Source organism: Pseudoxanthomonas sp. LH2527 (genome assembly GCF_022539275.1).
GTDB lineage: Bacteria > Pseudomonadota > Gammaproteobacteria > Xanthomonadales > Xanthomonadaceae > Pseudoxanthomonas_A.
This window is the reverse complement of sequence record NZ_JAKZBW010000001.1, coordinates 260,708-277,267: the sequence shown is the minus strand read 5'-3', so window position 1 is coordinate 277,267 and position 16,560 is coordinate 260,708. Positions and strand designations below refer to the sequence as shown.

Below are 16,560 nucleotides of genomic sequence, written 5' to 3'. Positions count from 1 at the left end.
GTCGGCTCGCGTGAGGAGTCCCACCCATCGTGCGCCGGAGAATTTGACAGTGGATCGGACATCGTGAAAGCCGGATGGACTGCTTCGCACGCATCTTAGGACCGTTCCGTACGGCTGCCTACTCAGGGCGCGCCGGCCGGAGCTTTCCTGTCCTGAACCCCTGTAGGAGCACTGCATGATCGATCATTCCATCCGCGGCAAAGTGGCCCTCATCGCCGGTGGCGCCAAGAATCTGGGCGGCCTGATCGCCCGCGACCTGGCCGGGCAGGGCGCCCGCGCCGTTGCCATCCACTACAACAGCGCGGCCAGCAAGGAAGAGGCCGAGGCGACGGTCGCCGCCGTCGAAGCCGCCGGTGCGAAGGCGGTCGCCCTGCAGGGCGACCTGACCCGTGCCGACGCGATGGAGCGCCTGTTCGCCGACACCGTCGCTGCCGTCGGTCGTCCCGATATCGCCATCAACACGGTCGGCAAGGTGCTGAAGAAGCCGATCGCGGAGATCTCCGAAGCCGAGTACGACGACATGTCGGCGGTGAACGCCAAGACCGCGTTCTTCTTCCTCAAGGAAGCCGGCAAGCACGTCAACGACAACGGCAAGGTGGTCACGCTGGTCACCTCGCTGCTGGGCGCGTTCACGCCGCTCTATGCGTCGTACGCCGGCACCAAGGCGCCGGTGGAGCACTTCACCCGCGCCGCCGCCAAGGAGTTCGGTGCGCGCGGCATCTCGGTGACCGCCGTCGGCCCGGGCCCGATGGACACGCCCTTCTTCTATCCCGCCGAAGGGGCGGACGCCGTGGCGTACCACAAGACTGCCGCGGCGCTGTCGCCCCACAGCAAGACCGGCCTGACCGATATCGAGGACGTGGTGCCCTTCATCCGCCACCTGGTCAGCGACGGCTGGTGGATCACCGGCCAGACCATCCTCATCAACGGTGGCTACACCACGAAGTAGGCACCCCGGCCCGGACGCGCCATGCGCGTCCGGCGATGTCGCGCAGCACGCCCATGCGATAACGTGGGCGTCCTGCCTACGCATCGCAAAGGAGACGGCTTCATGCGCACCCTGATCTTCATCGTCGTCGGCCTCGTGCTGGCCGGCTTGCTGGTAGGTCCGGTGCGTCCGGCATGGCGTATCCGGATGCTGGTGGTCTTCGCCGTTGCATGGGCCGTGGTGGTCACATGGAACCTCCAGACGGGCACGTCGCATGGCTACAGCCTGGGCGAAGAACTGCCCATCCAGTTGCTCATCTTCGTCGTGCCCGTGGCGCTCGCGCGATGGCTGGCCCGCGCACGCCCGCCGGCGTGACGCACGCATCCGGTAGACTTCACGCATGAGTGCAGAATCCGGTGCCAGCCAACTGGTCAGTGTCGTCGCCCTGCTGGGCGCCGCCGTCGTCGCCGTTCCAATCTTCCGGCGTCTCGGCCTGGGGTCGGTGCTGGGCTACCTGGCCGCAGGCTTGGCGATCGGCCCGTTCGGGTTGAAGTGGTTCACCGATCCACAATCGATCCTGCACATCGCCGAACTCGGCGTGGTGATGTTCCTGTTCGTCATCGGCCTGGAGATGCGGCCCAGCCACCTGTGGAGCCTGCGCAAACAGATCTTCGGGCTTGGCGCACTGCAGATCGCGGTGTGCACGCTGCTGCTGACCGGCGTCGGCCTGGCATTCGGCTACTCGCTGCCGGTGTCGTTCATCGGCGGCATGGGCTTCGTGCTGACCTCCACGGCCGTGGTGATGCAGTTGCTGGCCGAGCGTGGCGACGTCGCCCTGCCGAACGGACAGAAGGTGGTCTCGATCCTGCTGTTCGAGGACCTGCTGATCGTGCCCTTGCTGGTGCTGGTCGCCTTCATGTCGCCACAGGTGGTGCAGCCTGAGGAGGGCTCGCGCTGGGTGTCCATCGGGATTGCGGCGGCCTCGCTGGGTGGCCTGATCGCAGCCGGCATCTGGCTGCTGAATCCGTTCTTCCGCATCCTCGCCGCCGCCAAGGCGCGCGAGGTGATGACAGCAGCGGCCCTGCTGGTCGTGCTGGGTGCGGCGCTGCTGATGCAACTGGGTGGCCTGTCGATGGCGATGGGCGCCTTCCTGGCCGGCGTGCTGCTGTCGGAGTCGACCTTCCGCCACCAGATCGAAGCCGACATCGAACCGTTCCGCGGCATCCTGCTGGGCCTGTTCTTCCTGGGCGTCGGCATGGCGCTGGACCTGGCGGTGGTGGCCGACAACTGGCCGCTGATCGTCGGCGCGGTGCTGGCGATGATGGTGGTGAAGGCGCTCTGCATCTATGCGGTCGCACGCATCACCCGCAGCCCACACACCGAGGCGCTCGACCGCGCGGTGCTGATGGCGCAGGGTGGCGAGTTCGCCTTCGTGCTGTTCGCCGCGGCGGCATCGGCGGGCATCATCGATGCCACCGTCAACGCCAACCTCACCGCGATCGTGGTGCTGTCGATGGCGCTGACGCCGCTGTTCGTGCTGCTGCTGCGCCGCTTCACCCATCCGGACAAACCGTCGATGGAGGGCATCGAGGAAGCCAAGGGGCTCAGCGGAAGCGTGCTGATCATCGGTTTCGGCCGCTTCGGCCAGGTGATGAGCCAGTCGCTGTTGGCACGCGACGTGGACGTGACCATCATCGATACCGACATCGAGATGATCCGCAGCGCCGAAGAGTTCGGCTTCAAGATCTACTATGGCGACGGCACGCGGCTGGACGTGCTGCGGGCCTGCGGCGCGCATACCGCCCAATCCATCGCCATCTGCATCGACAACAAAGAGGCGGCCAGCCGCATTGTCGAACTGGTGCGGCACGAGTTCCCGCAGGCGCAGGTGCTGGCGCGCTCGTTCGACCGCGAGCATTCGCTGGCGCTGATCGCGGCGGGCGTGGATTTCCAGATCCGCGAGACGTTCGAGTCGGCGGTGGAGTTCGGCAAGGCCGCGTTGATGAGCGTGGGCACGTCGCGCGAGGATGCGGACGCGATCGCGCTGGAGATCCGTCGCCGCGATGCCGAGCGTTTCGATCTCGAGATCGCCGGCGGTGGCGATCTCCGGTCCGGGATTCCCGCGCTCTATGGCAATGCCAAACCGGCCAAGCCCACGCCCACGCCGTTCACCAAGCCCAAGCGCGAGGCCAAGGCATTGAACGAGGAAGCCGCCGAAATCATCGGCGAGGAAGAAGAGTAGCGGGCTACTCGGCCTTGCGGTCCAGGAAGGCCCGGATCGCAGGCCAGTAGGCGGGGTCCGACGACAGGTCGTCGTGGCTGGCCCGCGGAAAATCCCTCACCTGCACCGACCCCTTGGAGTGCGCCAGCAACCGGTCGGTGTGCCTGGGAGGCACCACGGCATCCAGGCCCGCCCGCAGCACCAGCAGCCTTCCGCGGTGGCGCGGCAGCCGCGCGGCGGAGTCGTAACGGTCCTTCAGCAGCAGCCCGACCGGGAACACCGGATAGTGCGACCGGGCGACCGCCGCCAGGCTGTCGAACGGCGTGATGAGCACCAGGTCGGCGATGTCGCGCTCCGAAGCCACATGGGTCGCAACGCCGCTGCCGAGGCTGCGACCGACCACGGCAACGCGGCCGTTCGGATGGCGTGTGGCGATGTCGTCGTGCAGCGCCAGGGCGTCCGCGAGCAACGCCGCTTCCGACGGTTCGCCGTCGCTCGTACCGTAGCCCCGATAGGCGACCAGGTACGCCGTGTGCGAGGGCAGCCTGCGGGCGAAGGCTTCGCGGTTGCCTTCGACCGCTTCGGCGTTGCCCCCGAAGTACAGCACGGCGTCCTGGCGGCCGGGATTGACGACCCAGCCGCGCAGTACCGCATCCGGCCGTTCCAGCGCGAAATCCGCTTGCGCCGGCGCGACACGGGTGAACTGCGGGTAATAGATCAGGCGCCGCTGCTGCAGGTAGAGCAGGGCGCACAGCCCCAGATAGAGTGCCAGGCCGAGGCCGACGATCCACACGAGCATGCGGCGCGCACGAGGCTCAGCCATGGCGCTCCTGGGCGGCCTTGAAGGCGGCCAGCTGCTCGGCCGTGGCTTCGCGCTGGTGCTGCGCCTTCCAGTCCGCGAACGGCATGCCGTAGACGCGCTCGCGCGCCTGCTCCTTGTCCATCGCGATACCCGCGTCCTGCGCCGCGTCGCGGTACCAGTCCGCCAGACAGTTGCGGCAGAAGCCGGCCAGGATCATCAGGTCGATGTTCTGTACATCGGGACGGTCCTGGTTGAGGTGCTGCAGCAGGCGGCGGAAGGCGGCGGCGTCGAGGGCGGTGGTGTCGGTCATGGTGTCGGTGGGTCGCGTTCGGGCAGGGGAATCGGGGACAATACGCGCCGACTCTACACCGCGCCTCCCCATGACTGCCCGAATCCTCGACGGCCGCCGCATTGCCGAGAACCTGCTGGACCAACTGAAGGTCCGGGTGGACGCGCGCGTGGCGGCGGGCCTGGGCCGTCCCGGTCTGGCGGTGGTGCTGGTGGGCGGAGATCCGGCTTCCACCGTCTACGTGCGCAACAAGCGTCGCGCGGCGGAGAAGGTGGGGATCGAGGCGTTCGACCACGACCTGCCCGCAGGCACCACCGAGGCTCAGTTGCTGGCGCTGATCGACCAGCTCAATGCCGATCCCAAGATCCACGGCATCCTGGTGCAGCTGCCGTTGCCCGGTATTCCAGACGCGACGCGCCTGATCGAGCGCATCGATCCGCGCAAGGACGTGGACGGTTTCCATCCGGCCAATGTCGGCCACCTGGCGCTGCGCCAGTTCGGCCTGCGCCCGTGCACGCCGCGCGGCATCACCACGCTGCTGGGCTACACCGACCAGCCGGTGCGCGGCCGAAACGCCACCATCGTGGGCGTCAGCAACCACGTGGGCCGGCCCATGGCGCTGGAACTGCTGATCGCCGGCTGCACGGTGACCAGCTGTCACAAGTTCACCCCGCGCGAGGTACTGCAGGCCCGGGTCGGCGATGCCGACATCCTGGTGGTGGCGGCCGGCAAGCCGGGCCTGATTCCCGGTGAATGGGTAAAGCCGGGCGCGGTGGTCATCGACGTCGGCATCAACCGGCTGGACGACGGCCGGCTGGTGGGCGATGTCGGCTTCGATGCCGCCTTCGAGCGGGCCAGCTGGATCACCCCGGTCCCCGGCGGCGTGGGCCCCATGACCGTGGCCACGCTGATGCAGAACACGCTGGAAGCCGCCGAAGCTGCCGCTCTCTGATCCAAGCCGGGCGGATGTGGGAGCGACGTCAGTCGCGATGGACTGCCGGGAGAGCCCCATCGCGACTTACGTCGCTCCCACACCGGTCCCACACATACACGCGGATCTCGGGCCTGGGGAATGCATCGTTCCGTTCCGGGTGGCAGCCGGAAACTCCACCGATCAGGGTATAATGCCGCGCTTCCCCAACTCTCCCGGGCCCGCCGATGCTGCGCATCCAGGCTGAAGCACTGACGTACGACGACGTCTCCCTCGTCCCCGCCCATTCCACCGTCCTGCCCAAGGATGTCAGCCTGGAAACGCGCCTGACGCGCGACCTCCGGCTGAAGTTGCCGATCGTCTCGGCGGCCATGGATACGGTCACCGAAGCGCGCCTCGCCATCGCCATGGCCCAGCTGGGTGGCATCGGCATCCTGCACAAGAACCTGACCGTCGAACAGCAGGCCGCGGAAGTGGCCAAGGTCAAGAAGTTCGAGGCCGGCGTCATCAAGGAGCCCTTCACCGTCGGGCCCGAAACGACCATCGCCGAAGTGCTCAAGCTCACCCGCGCGCGCAACATCTCCGGTGTGCCGGTCGTCGACGGCGGTCAGCTGGTCGGCATCGTCACCAGCCGCGACATGCGCTTCGAAACGAAGCTCGACGATCCGGTCCGCCACATCATGACCAAGAAGGATCGCCTGATCACCGTGCGCGAGGGCGCCAGCGACGGCGAGGTGCTGCAGCTGCTGCACAAGCACCGCATCGAGAAGGTGCTGGTGGTCAACGATGCGTTCGACCTGCGCGGCCTGATCACGGTCAAGGACATCCAGAAGAAGACCGACAATCCCAATGCCGCCAAGGACAGCGCCAGCCGTCTGGTCGTCGGCGCCGCGGTGGGTGTCGGTGGCGATACCGACCAGCGCGTCGAAGCGCTGGTGGCTGCCGGCGTGGACGTCATCATCGTCGACACCGCGCACGGCCACTCGCAAGGCGTGCTGGACCGGGTCGCGTGGGTCAAGAAGCGCTTCCCGCAGCTGCAGGTCATTGGCGGCAACATCGTCACCGGCGATGCCGCGCTGGCGCTGATGGACGCCGGTGCCGACGCGGTGAAGGTCGGCGTGGGTCCCGGTTCGATCTGCACCACCCGCATGGTGGCCGGCGTGGGCGTGCCGCAGATCACCGCGATCGACATGGTCGCCGAGGCATTGCAGGACCGCATCCCGCTGATCGCCGACGGCGGCATCCGCTACTCGGGCGACATCGGCAAGGCCATCGCCGCGGGCGCCTCGACGGTGATGATCGGCGGCCTGTTCGCCGGCACCGAGGAAGCGCCGGGCGAAGTCGAACTGTTCCAGGGCCGCAGCTACAAGAGCTATCGCGGCATGGGCAGCCTGGGCGCGATGGAGAAGGGCTCCAAGGACCGCTATTTCCAGGACGCCAGCGACGCCGACAAGCTGGTGCCGGAAGGCATCGAAGGCCGCGTGCCGTACCGCGGTTCGGTCGGCGGCATCATCCACCAGCTGGTCGGTGGCCTGCGTGCCACGATGGGCTATGTGGGTTGCGCGACCATCGAGGAGATGCGCAACAAGCCGAAGTTCGTGGTCATCACCGGTGCCGGCCAGCGCGAGAGCCATGTGCACGACGTGCAGATCACCAAGGAACCGCCGAATTACCGGATGGGGTGAGGCGCAGGAGTGAGCGAAGAGGAGTGAGGAGTGAGGAAACTCCGGAGCTCCTCTTCTGCTTTCGGCTCATGGCTTCCACTCACTTTTCACTCCTCTCCACTCACTTCTCGCCCATGACCAACATCCACACCGACAAGATTCTCATCCTCGATTTCGGCGCGCAGTACACGCAGCTGATCGCGCGTCGCATCCGCGAGATCGGTGTCTACTGCGAGATCTGGGCGTGGGACCATGACCCGGAGGAGATCGCCAGGTTCGGTGCCAAGGGCATCATCCTGTCGGGCGGTCCGGAATCGACCACCCAGCATGGCGCGCCCAAGGCGCCGCAACAGGTGTTCGACAGCGGCCTGCCGATCCTCGGCATCTGCTACGGCATGCAGACGCTGGCCGCACAGCTGGGCGGGGCGACGGAAGCTGCCGATGCGCGCGAGTTCGGCCACGCCGAAGTGCAACTGGTCGCGCATGACGCGCTGCTCGGTGGCCTGAGCGACCACCAGGGCGAGCCGCGCATCGACGTGTGGATGAGCCATGGCGACCACGTCGCGCAGGCGCCGCCGGGCTGGACGATCACCGCCACCACCGACCGCATTCCGGTCGCCGCGATGGCGCTGGAAGAGAAGCGCTGGTACGGCGTGCAGTTCCATCCGGAAGTGACGCATACCAAGCAGGGCCAGACGCTGCTGCGTCGCTTCGTCGCCGAGATCTGCGGCTGCCAGACGCTGTGGACCGCGGCCAACATCATCGACGACCAGATTGCCCGCGTGCGCGAACAGGTCGGTTCCGATGAGGTGATCCTGGGCCTGTCCGGCGGCGTGGATTCGTCGGTCGTCGCCGCGCTGCTGCACAAGGCCATCGGCGAGCAGCTGACCTGCGTGTTCGTCGATACCGGCCTGCTGCGCTGGCAGGAAGGCGACCAAGTGATGGCGATGTTCGCCGAGCACATGGGCGTCAAGGTCGTGCGCGTCAATGCCGCCGACCGCTATTTCAAGGCGCTGGAAGGCGTCGCCGATCCGGAAGCCAAGCGCAAGATCATCGGCAACCTGTTCGTCGAGATCTTCGAGGAAGAATCGAACAAGCTGAAGAACGCCAAGTGGCTGGCACAGGGCACGATCTATCCGGACGTCATCGAGTCGGCCGGCAGCAAGACCGGCAAGGCGCACGTCATCAAGAGCCACCACAACGTCGGCGGCCTGCCCGAACACATGAAGCTGGGTCTGGTCGAGCCGCTGCGTGAGCTGTTCAAGGACGAGGTGCGCCGCCTCGGCGTGGAACTCGGCTTGCCGCGCACGATGGTCTACCGCCATCCGTTCCCGGGCCCGGGCCTGGGCGTACGCATCCTCGGCGAGGTGAAGCCGGAGTACGCCGAACTGTTGGCCAAAGCCGATGCGATCTTCATCGACGAACTGCGCAAGGCCGACCTGTACGACAGGACCTCGCAGGCGTTCGCCGTGTTCCTGCCGGTGAAATCGGTCGGCGTGGTCGGCGACGCGCGCGCCTACGAATGGGTCATCGCGCTGCGCGCAGTCGAGACCATCGACTTCATGACCGCGCACTGGGCGCACCTGCCGTACGACTTCCTCGGCACGGTCAGCAACCGCATCATCAACGAACTGCGCGGCGTCTCGCGCGTGGTCTACGACATCAGCGGCAAGCCGCCGGCGACGATCGAGTGGGAGTGAGGCGTTAAGGTTGGTTGTTTGCAAACCATCCGGTTCCCGTTCGTGGTGAGCTTGTCGAACCACGCTCTTGGCGCTGACCCCGGAGTACAGGGATGCCGTTTTGGGTTTACATGCTCGGATGTGCGGATGGTTCCTACTACGTGGGCCAGACCGACTCCCTGGAGAAGCGTGTTGCCCAACATCAAGCGGGTGATATGCCGGGGTGCTATACGTTCAAACGCCGGCCATTGACCTTGGTCTGGTCGCAGGAATTTCCGAGCCGTATGGAAGCCCTCACGTCCGAAAGGCAGATCAAGGGGTGGAGCAGGGCAAAGAAGCAGGCCTTGATCGCCAACAACTGGGTTCGGCTCAGTGAATTGGCCAAGGGACGAACGCAGGGTCAGGCGCTTTTGACCGGAATGGCTGCAGCCGGGTCATCCTGCGAAGAGCGTGGTTCGACAGGCTCACCACGAACGGATGGTGGAGGTATGCAGGTGCCAGCTTCAGTCAATGACACGGACGTGGAATGGATGCGCCACGCCTTCGCGCTGGCCGACCGCGCCGAGCGCGAGTTCGACGAGATTCCCGTGGGTGCGGTGCTGGTGGGCGCCGACGGGCAGGTGCTCGGTGAAGGCTGGAACCGCAACATCGTCGACCACGATCCCAGTGCGCATGCCGAGATCGTGGCGATGCGCGAAGCGGGCAGGGCGCTGGGTAATCGCCGGCTGGTGGGCTGCACGCTGTATGTCACGCTGGAGCCCTGTGCGATGTGCGCGATGGCGTTGGTGCATGCGCGGGTCGCGCGCCTGGTCTTCGGCGCTTCCGATCCCAAGACCGGTGCGTGCGGCAGCGTGTTCGACCTGGTCGCGGATCCGCGCCACAACCATCGGGTCGAGGTCGTCGGTGGCGTGCTGGGCGACGAAGCCGGTCGCCGCCTGACCAACTACTTCCGCGCCAAGCGCGGACGCCCGCTGGTCTAGTTCGACGGGACCGGCGTCCTGCGCTTCACCTTGCGGTGGTCCATCTCTTCGTTGATCGCGGTGACGGCCAGGGTCGACTCACGCGCCAGCAGCAGGCTTGCGGCCAGCATCGCCACCACGCCCACCGCCGCGAGCCAGGTCGGCAGCGAGCCCAGGCGGTGTCCGGTGAACGTATCCACGGCAACGGCCAGGCTGGTGCCGACGAAACAGCTGATGGCGGCATACAGCAGCTGACCCGCGCGCAGGATGATCAGGCTGCGCCGGCGTTGCAGCGCAATGCGCCGCTCCAGCAAGGCGCGCTCGGCATCCTCCTCGATATCCGCCAGCTCGCGCAGCAGCGTGCGGGCACGGTCGATGATGCGCGCCAACCGGTTGTTGGCCGACAACAGCAGCGATGCCGTCGCGGTCAGGAAGAACGCCGGTGCCAGCATGGCGGTGAGCACGGCATGGTCGGTGGTCGGATTCATGGGCCGGTCGCGGGAGTGGTCTGCGTTATGATGACATGATGCGGGTTTCCCGCATTGCCGGTGTGGATTCCCGGGCTCTTCTTCCGTCACGGACTGCTGCATGACCTCGAACAACGCGCACAACGACCGCCTGATCTGGATCGACCTGGAGATGACGGGACTGGATACCGACCGCGATTCCATCCTGGAAATCGCCACGGTGGTCACCGACTCGAAGTTGAACGTGCTGGCGGAAGGGCCCGAGTTCGCTATTGCGCATCCGGTGTCCGTGCTGGAGGCCATGGACGACTGGAACCGCAACCAGCATGGCCGTTCCGGGCTGTGGAAGCGCGTGGTGGAGAGCCAGGTCTCGCTGGGCCAGGCCGAAGCGCAGACGGTGGCCTTCCTCAACGAGTGGCTGCCGGCGGGGGCCTCGCCGATGTGCGGCAACTCGATCTGCCAGGATCGCCGCTTCCTGCACCGGCTGATGCCGCGGCTGGAGAAGTACTTCCACTACCGCAACCTCGACGTCAGCACGCTGAAGGAACTCGCGCGTCGCTGGGCGCCGCAGGTACTGGAAGGCGTGCGCAAGCAGGCCAGCCACACCGCGCTGAGCGATGTGCGCGACTCCATCGAGGAACTGCGCCACTACCGCAGGCACATGGCGGCACTCGCCGAGCAATGAGTAGCGTGCGCCATGCGCACGACCCCGTGAAACCGACATCGCGCGCCGTGAGCGCGGCGCACGCTGCGCGGTGGGCGCGACCCCTGTGAAACCGACATCACGCGCCGTGCGCATGGCGCACGCTACATGGTTGACGCGACGCGCGAACCCTTGAAACCTACATCGCGCGTCGTGCGCGCGGCGCACGCTACTTGGGGAGGTCGCCGTCGTCGACCACGCCCTTGGTGATGATGTCCGTCAGCGGCGTGCCGTCGGCATTGTGGTGGTACACGTGCAGGTCGCGTTGCGGGTACGGGATGTTCAGGCCGTTGCCGATGATCTCGGTGCGCACGGCTTCGGTCAGGTCGCTTCGTGCCTGGCCGAAATCCTTCGTCTTCGCCCACGCGTACAGCGTCAGGTCGACGCTGCTTTCACCCAGTTGCGACACGAAGACGAAGGGCTCCGGATCCTTCAGCACCATCTCATTGGCATGCGCGATATCCAGCAGCACCTGCTTGGCCTGCTTGAGGTCGTCGTCGTAGCCCACGCCGACCAGGATGTCGATGCGGCGTTGCGGCTTGGCGGTGAAGTTGATGATCGGCGCGGTGGTGATGAGGCTGTTCGGCAACACGATCAGGCGGTTGTCGAGGGTGCGCATGCGGGTCTGGAAGATGCGTACGTCCTCGATGACGCCCTCCAGGCCCGCCGCCTGCACGAAATCGCTCTCGCGGAACGGCCGCAGCACGATCAGCATGACGCCCGACGCGATGTTCGACAGCGAGTCCTTCAACGCCAGGCCGACCGCGAGGCCGGCGGCACCCAGCACCGCGAGCATCGAGGTGGGGTTCACGCCCAACGACGTGAGCACGGTGATGATGACCAGCACCATCATGGCCACGTAGCTGACGCGGCGCAGGAATCCGCCCAGGGTCGTGTCCGCCTGGGTACGGACCAGCACGCGCTCGAGACCCGTGCTCAGCCGCTTGGCCAGCCACATGCCGACCAGGAAGATGACGGCCGCCGCGAGCAGCTTGAGGCCCCAGGTTTCCGCCAACTGCAGCCAGTCGATCCCGCGCAGCTCATTGAGCAGTACCGCGGGTTCGGTGGGGATGTCGGGCAGGGCAGGGGGCGTGGTGACGGGCGCGGACATGGGGACTCCTGAAATGCAGCACGCCCCATCAGGGGCGTGCCGGGTGTACGCGGCGATGGTAACCGCGATCGCGTGAAGATGATCGCGGTTGGCGTCAGCCGGCCTTGGTCTTCGCCAGGCGCAGCCAGGTGTCGACCACGGTATCCGGATTCAGCGACACCGACTCGATGCCCTCGGCCATTAGCCATTCCGCCAGGTCCGGATGATCGCTGGGTCCCTGTCCGCAGATGCCGACGTATTTGCCCTTGGCGCGGGCGGCCTTGATCGCCATCGACAGCAGTTTCTTGACCGCCGGGTTCCGTTCGTCGAACAGGTTGGCGACGATGCTGGAGTCGCGGTCCAGGCCCAGCGTGAGCTGGGTCAGGTCGTTGGAGCCGATGGAGAAGCCGTCGAAGATGTCGAGGAACTCGTCGGCCAGCAGCGCGTTCGACGGCACCTCGCACATCATGATGATCTTCAGGCCGTTCTCGCCCTGGCGCAGGCCGTGCTTGGCCAGTACGTCGATGACCTTGCGGCCTTCCTCCAGCGTGCGCACGAACGGGATCATCACCCACAGGTTGTCCAGGCCCATCTCGTCGCGGACGCGACGCACGGCCTGGCATTCCAGCGCGAAGGCGGGTTCGAACGAGGGATCGATGTAACGGCTGGCACCACGGAAGCCGATCATCGGGTTCTCTTCGTGCGGTTCGTACCGCGCACCGCCGATCAGGTTGGCGTACTCGTTGGACTTGAAGTCCGACAGGCGCACGATCACCGGATGCGGCGCGACCGAGGCGGTGATCGTGGCGATGCCTTCGGCCAGGCGATCCACGTAGAAGCTGACCGGGTCGGCGTAACCGGCGGTCTTGGCGTCGATCTTCCTGCGAACGTCCAGGTCCTGGCGGTCGTATTCCAGCAGCGCCAGCGGGTGCACGCCGATGTGGCTGGCGATGATCATCTCCAGGCGCGCCAGGCCGATGCCGGCATTCGGCAACTGGCCGAAGTCGAACGCGCGCTCCGGGTTGGCCACGTTCATCATGATTTTCAGCGGCGCTTCGGGCATCGCCGCCAGATCGGTGGTCGTACGCTCGAACGGCAGGCTGCCGGCGTAGATGAAACCGGTATCGCCTTCGGCACAGCTGACAGTGACTTCGACGCCATCCTCGATCCGGTCCAGCGCGTTGCCGGTGCCGACGACGGCGGGCACGCCGAGTTCGCGCGCGATGATGGCGGCGTGGCAGGTGCGGCCGCCGCGATTGGTGACGATGGCGCTGGCGCGCTTCATCACCGGCTCCCAGTCGGGGTCGGTCATGTCAGCGACCAGCACGTCGCCCGGCTGCACGCGCGCCATGTCGTCCAGCGATCGGACCACGCGGGCGACGCCGCTGCCGATCTTCTGGCCGATGGCACGCCCTTCGGCGATCACCTCGCCGCGCTGTTCCAGCGCGTAGCGCTCGATCTGCGTGGCCTTGGCGCGCGACTTCACCGTTTCCGGGCGCGCCTGCACGATGAACAGCTTGCCGGTCACGCCGTCCTTCGCCCACTCGATATCCATCGGGCGGCCGTAATGCTGTTCGATCACCAGCGCCTGCTTCGACAGTTCCTGCACATCGGCATCGCTGATGGAGAACGTGTTGCGCAGGTCCGCCGGCGTGTCTTCGGTGCGGACGCGTTCGCCGGGCACGTCGGAATACACCATGCGCAGCGCCTTGCTACCCAGCGAGCGGCGCAGGATCGCCGGCTTGCCTTGTTTCAGCGTGGGCTTGTAGACGTAGAACTCGTCCGGATTCACCGCGCCCTGCACGACCATCTCGCCCAGCCCGAAGCTGGAGGTGACGAAGACGACGTCGCGGAAGCCGGATTCGGTGTCGAGCGTGAACAGCACGCCCGACGCGCCGACGCCGGAGCGCACCATGAGCTGCACGCCAGCGGACAGGAACACGTCCTCGTGCTTGAACCCGTGGTGCACGCGATAGGCGATGGCGCGGTCGTTGTACAGGCTGGCGAAGACTTCCTTCACCTTGTGCACGACGTCATCGGCGCCGGTGACGTTGAGGAAGGTTTCCTGCTGGCCGGCGAACGAGGCGTCCGGCAGGTCCTCGGCGGTCGCCGACGAACGCACGGCCACGGCGATGTCACCGCCGCCGTTCTCTGCGGAGAGTTTGGCGTAGGCCGTGCGGATGTCGGCATCCAGGTCGGGCTGCAGCGGTGCGTCGATGACCCACCCGCGGATCTCCTTGCCGGCCGCGGTCAGTGCGGCCACGTCCTCCACGTCCAGCGTGGCCAACTTGTCGAAGATGCGCTTGGACAGGTCGTTGTGGGCGATGAAGGCCTTGAAGGCCTCCGCCGTGGTCGCATAGCCTCCGGGGACCGACACTCCCAGGTTGGCCAGGTGGCCGATCATTTCGCCGAGCGACGAATTCTTGCCGCCCACGCGGGCCAGATCGGCCAGGCGCAGCTCATGCAACCACAGGATGTTCTCGTTCAAGCGCAATGCTCCGAAGCAGGCCGCGCCATGCCGATGACCATCGGCGTGGGGTGCCGTGTCCATGGGGAAAGAGGCGCTATGATGCAGTGCATACCAATTGCAGACAAGCTTGATCTGACGGGGGTTTCCATGGTGAAGCAGGGAAGGAAAGGGCATGTCTGAGTTGCGCCCCGTGTTCTACGTCTCCGATGGCACCGGTATCACCGCCGAGACCATCGGCCACAGCCTGCTGACCCAGTTCGCCGGCATGCGCTTCCAGACCGACCGGCTGTCGTTCGTCGACGACGAGGAAAAGGCACGCGACGCCGCCGACCGCATCCGTCGCATGGGCGAGAAGCTCGGCAGCCGGCCCATCGTCATCAATTCCTGCGTGGACCCGTCGCTGAGCGCATTGGTCGCGGAAAGCGGCGCGCTGATGCTGGACGTCTTCGCGCCCTTCATCGAGCCGCTGGAGCGCGAGCTCGGCCAACAGCGCCAGTCCCGGGTGGGGCAGGCGCATGGCCTGGTGGATTTCGAGACGTACCACCGTCGCATCAACGCGATGAACTTCGCGCTGACCCACGATGACGGCATGGCGGTGAACTACGACGAGGCCGACGTGATCCTGGTGGCGGTGTCGCGCGCCGGCAAGACGCCGACCTGCGTGTACCTGGCGCTGCATTACGGCATCCGCGCGGCCAACTATCCGCTGACCGATGGCGACCTGGAGACCGATCGCCTGCCGATGCGGCTGCGTCCGTATCGCCGCAAGCTGTTCGCGCTGACCATCGACCCCGACCGCCTGCACCAGATCCGCCAGGAGCGGCGTCCGAATTCGGGCTACGCGAAGATGGAGACGTGCAAGCGCGAAGTCGCCGCGGCCGAGGCGATGTTCCAGGTGGAACGGCTGCCGACGCTGAGCACCACCAACAAGTCGATCGAGGAAATCTCCAGCAAGGTGCTGTCCACGCTGGGCCTGCAGCGCGAGATGTATTGAAGGCGGGGGCGTCGTGCGCGCCCGGTGCTCGACCGGGAATCCTTAACTTAGGCCGCATGCGCCGGGGCGTCAATGCTGCCGCCGGCGCGCGTGCGCGTGTAGGATCGACGCATGTCACAGGCACTCGCACGTACCGCGCGCATTCCCCGTCTGGGCCGCTTCGGCTGGCTGATGGCGCTGTACGCGGAGAACCATGCGCGGCTCACGCGGTTGTTCGCACCGGACCATCTGCCGGTAGGCGCCTACGTGTCCAGCATCGGCGATGGCCTGGACCTGCAGCTGGAGGTCATCGAAACGCATCGCTACACGGTGGAACTGCGGCTGACCTACGACATCTGCGATCCGCTGACCGGCGAGCCCGATCCGTCCGCGTTCGTCCGTCTTTACCGCGACGCCCATCAGGCCGAAGCGACGCACTGCTACGTCGGCAAGCGCTGGCAGGACGTCATCGGCCTGTATCCGCCGCCGGCGGAAGTGATCAGCCACCGCATGCGGATGAATACCTTCCTCGGCAAGTGGCTCGAATACCTGGGCGAGCAGGGCCATGGCGTGGCGACCCTGCGTCCGGTGGGCACCGCACGCGACGTCGCCTGACGCGCTGTCAGCGGAAGGCTCAGGCCACGCGGACGAAGCGGATGGCGTTGAGACGGCGCAGCCCATGGCTGGCGTCGCGCGACAGGTTCATCACGTCCACCGAGCCCTGTGTTTCCAGTTCGAGCAGACGCTGCGCGACGGCGTCGAACGCGGCGGCGTCCAGTCCGAGCGATCCCGCCGTCCATCGCGTGTCGCGATGAAGCGGCAGCTGCGAGACCAGTTCGTCAGCAAGGGCATCGTGTGTCATGGCCGCGGCTCCGCAGGGTGGGCTCCACTCCGACTGCACTGTCCGGCGTGCGCGGCGGCAGGGCCACGGCGCACGCATGGCGCCAGCTTGTACGCCGTGCCCCGTGAGGTTCTTGTAAATGCGGGCGCAGGCGGCCATCCGGCCGGATGACGGGCAAAAGAAAGGCCCGGTTTCCCGGGCCTTGAAAGATTGGCGTCCCCACGGGGATTCGAACCCCGGTCGCTACCGTGAAAGGGTAATGTCCTAGGCCTCTAGACGATGGGGACGCACGAAAGTTGTTGCCGGTTTTTCTTTCCGGACGGCCTATTGTCCGGAAGTTGGTGGAGCCAGGCGGGATCGAACCGCCGACCTCCTGCATGCCATGCAGGCGCTCTCCCAGCTGAGCTATGGCCCCACGTGCTGGCAGGAGCGAAATAATAGCCAGCCTCTTTCCGATGCGCAAGCATCCCTTACGAAAATTTTCACGACTGGCGGTGGAAGGTGCATGCGGTTGAAATACGCGACCGGACATCGAGAGGCAGC

The 16,560-nt window shown here is 66.4% G+C and carries 16 protein-coding genes and 2 tRNA genes; 10 read left to right on the top strand and 8 right to left on the bottom strand.

Annotation, left to right across the window (positions count from 1 at the left end; genetic code table 11):
• Positions 1–175: 175 nt before the first annotated feature.
• From MMG85_RS01235 to MMG85_RS01225, 3 genes are all read left to right on the top strand, one after another.
• Positions 176–949 (top strand): SDR family oxidoreductase, encoded by a 774-nt coding sequence (locus MMG85_RS01235; RefSeq protein ID WP_241044223.1) that lies wholly within the window; start codon positions 176–178, stop codon positions 947–949.
• 102 nt (positions 950–1,051) lie between these two features.
• Entirely contained in the window at positions 1,052–1,303 is a 252-nt protein-coding gene (locus MMG85_RS01230) for a hypothetical protein (protein ID WP_241044222.1), read from the top strand.
• 25 nt (positions 1,304–1,328) lie between these two features.
• On the top strand, positions 1,329–3,170 hold the full coding sequence (locus MMG85_RS01225; protein WP_241044220.1) for a monovalent cation:proton antiporter-2 (CPA2) family protein: 1,842 nt from the start codon (positions 1,329–1,331) through the stop codon (positions 3,168–3,170).
• Between the two features lie 4 nt (positions 3,171–3,174).
• Here MMG85_RS01225 and MMG85_RS01220 read toward each other — a convergent pair whose 3' ends face one another.
• Positions 3,175–3,972 carry an alpha/beta fold hydrolase gene (locus tag MMG85_RS01220; RefSeq protein ID WP_241044219.1) on the bottom strand — a complete coding sequence of 266 codons (798 nt, stop codon included), beginning with the start codon at positions 3,970–3,972 and terminating at the stop codon, positions 3,175–3,177.
• Positions 3,965–4,261, bottom strand: a complete 297-nt coding sequence (locus MMG85_RS01215; RefSeq protein WP_241044217.1) for a DUF1244 domain-containing protein — start codon at positions 4,259–4,261, stop codon at positions 3,965–3,967. The genes MMG85_RS01220 and MMG85_RS01215 overlap by 8 nt, the downstream gene beginning before the upstream one ends.
• A 70-nt stretch (positions 4,262–4,331) precedes the next feature.
• Here MMG85_RS01215 and folD point away from each other — a divergent pair, with 70 nt between their 5' ends.
• The 4 genes from folD (at position 4,332) to tadA (ending at position 9,494) form a co-directional block, all read left to right on the top strand.
• A complete protein-coding gene (gene folD, locus MMG85_RS01210; RefSeq protein WP_241044215.1) occupies positions 4,332–5,192 on the top strand; it encodes a bifunctional methylenetetrahydrofolate dehydrogenase/methenyltetrahydrofolate cyclohydrolase FolD in 861 nt (286 codons plus the stop codon).
• Positions 5,193–5,398: 206 nt separating this feature from the next.
• The gene (gene guaB / locus MMG85_RS01205) at positions 5,399–6,856 is read left to right on the top strand and encodes an IMP dehydrogenase (protein WP_241044213.1); all 1,458 of its coding nucleotides are present in this window, start codon (positions 5,399–5,401) and stop codon (positions 6,854–6,856) included.
• A gap of 113 nt (positions 6,857–6,969) precedes the next feature.
• Positions 6,970–8,535, top strand: coding sequence for a glutamine-hydrolyzing GMP synthase (gene guaA / locus MMG85_RS01200; RefSeq protein ID WP_241044212.1), 1,566 nt, complete (start codon positions 6,970–6,972; stop codon positions 8,533–8,535).
• A 467-nt stretch (positions 8,536–9,002) separates the two neighbouring features.
• Positions 9,003–9,494: a tRNA adenosine(34) deaminase TadA gene (gene tadA / locus MMG85_RS01190; protein WP_241044306.1), complete on the top strand. Its 492-nt coding sequence runs from the start codon at positions 9,003–9,005 to the stop codon at positions 9,492–9,494.
• Here tadA and MMG85_RS01185 read toward each other — a convergent pair.
• Positions 9,491–9,961 carry a DUF2721 domain-containing protein gene (locus MMG85_RS01185; RefSeq protein ID WP_241044211.1) on the bottom strand — a complete coding sequence of 157 codons (471 nt, stop codon included), beginning with the start codon at positions 9,959–9,961 and terminating at the stop codon, positions 9,491–9,493. The two genes, tadA and MMG85_RS01185, sit on opposite strands and share 4 nt — an antisense overlap.
• Before the next feature lie 100 nt (positions 9,962–10,061).
• Between MMG85_RS01185 and orn the strand changes: the two genes are divergently transcribed.
• Positions 10,062–10,625 (top strand): oligoribonuclease, encoded by a 564-nt coding sequence (gene orn, locus MMG85_RS01180; protein WP_055944844.1) that lies wholly within the window; start codon positions 10,062–10,064, stop codon positions 10,623–10,625.
• Positions 10,626–10,812: 187 nt separating this feature from the next.
• Here the strand turns inward: orn and MMG85_RS01175 are convergent, their stop codons facing one another.
• Together MMG85_RS01175 and ppsA are read right to left on the bottom strand one after the other, a co-directional pair.
• Positions 10,813–11,754 carry a mechanosensitive ion channel domain-containing protein gene (locus MMG85_RS01175; protein WP_241044210.1) on the bottom strand — a complete coding sequence of 314 codons (942 nt, stop codon included), beginning with the start codon at positions 11,752–11,754 and terminating at the stop codon, positions 10,813–10,815.
• 94 nt (positions 11,755–11,848) lie between these two features.
• Complete coding sequence (gene ppsA, locus MMG85_RS01170; RefSeq protein ID WP_241044209.1) at positions 11,849–14,221, bottom strand: phosphoenolpyruvate synthase; 2,373 nt, start codon at positions 14,219–14,221, stop codon at positions 11,849–11,851.
• A gap of 154 nt (positions 14,222–14,375) precedes the next feature.
• On the opposite strand from ppsA, the gene MMG85_RS01165 reads away from it, so the two are divergent.
• Positions 14,376–15,197 (top strand): pyruvate, water dikinase regulatory protein, encoded by an 822-nt coding sequence (locus tag MMG85_RS01165; protein WP_241044208.1) that lies wholly within the window; start codon positions 14,376–14,378, stop codon positions 15,195–15,197.
• Positions 15,198–15,308: 111 nt separating this feature from the next.
• Positions 15,309–15,791 carry a DUF1249 domain-containing protein gene (locus MMG85_RS01160; protein WP_241044206.1) on the top strand — a complete coding sequence of 161 codons (483 nt, stop codon included), beginning with the start codon at positions 15,309–15,311 and terminating at the stop codon, positions 15,789–15,791.
• Between the two features lie 19 nt (positions 15,792–15,810).
• On the opposite strand, the gene MMG85_RS01155 is transcribed toward MMG85_RS01160, so the two are convergent.
• From MMG85_RS01155 to MMG85_RS01145, 3 genes are all read right to left on the bottom strand, one after another.
• Positions 15,811–16,038, bottom strand: a complete 228-nt coding sequence (locus tag MMG85_RS01155) for a hypothetical protein (RefSeq protein ID WP_055944856.1) — start codon at positions 16,036–16,038, stop codon at positions 15,811–15,813.
• Positions 16,039–16,228: 190 nt separating this feature from the next.
• A tRNA-Glu gene (locus MMG85_RS01150) sits at positions 16,229–16,304 on the bottom strand.
• A 52-nt stretch (positions 16,305–16,356) separates the two neighbouring features.
• Positions 16,357–16,432, bottom strand: a tRNA-Ala gene (locus MMG85_RS01145).
• Positions 16,433–16,560: the final 128 nt, after the last annotated feature.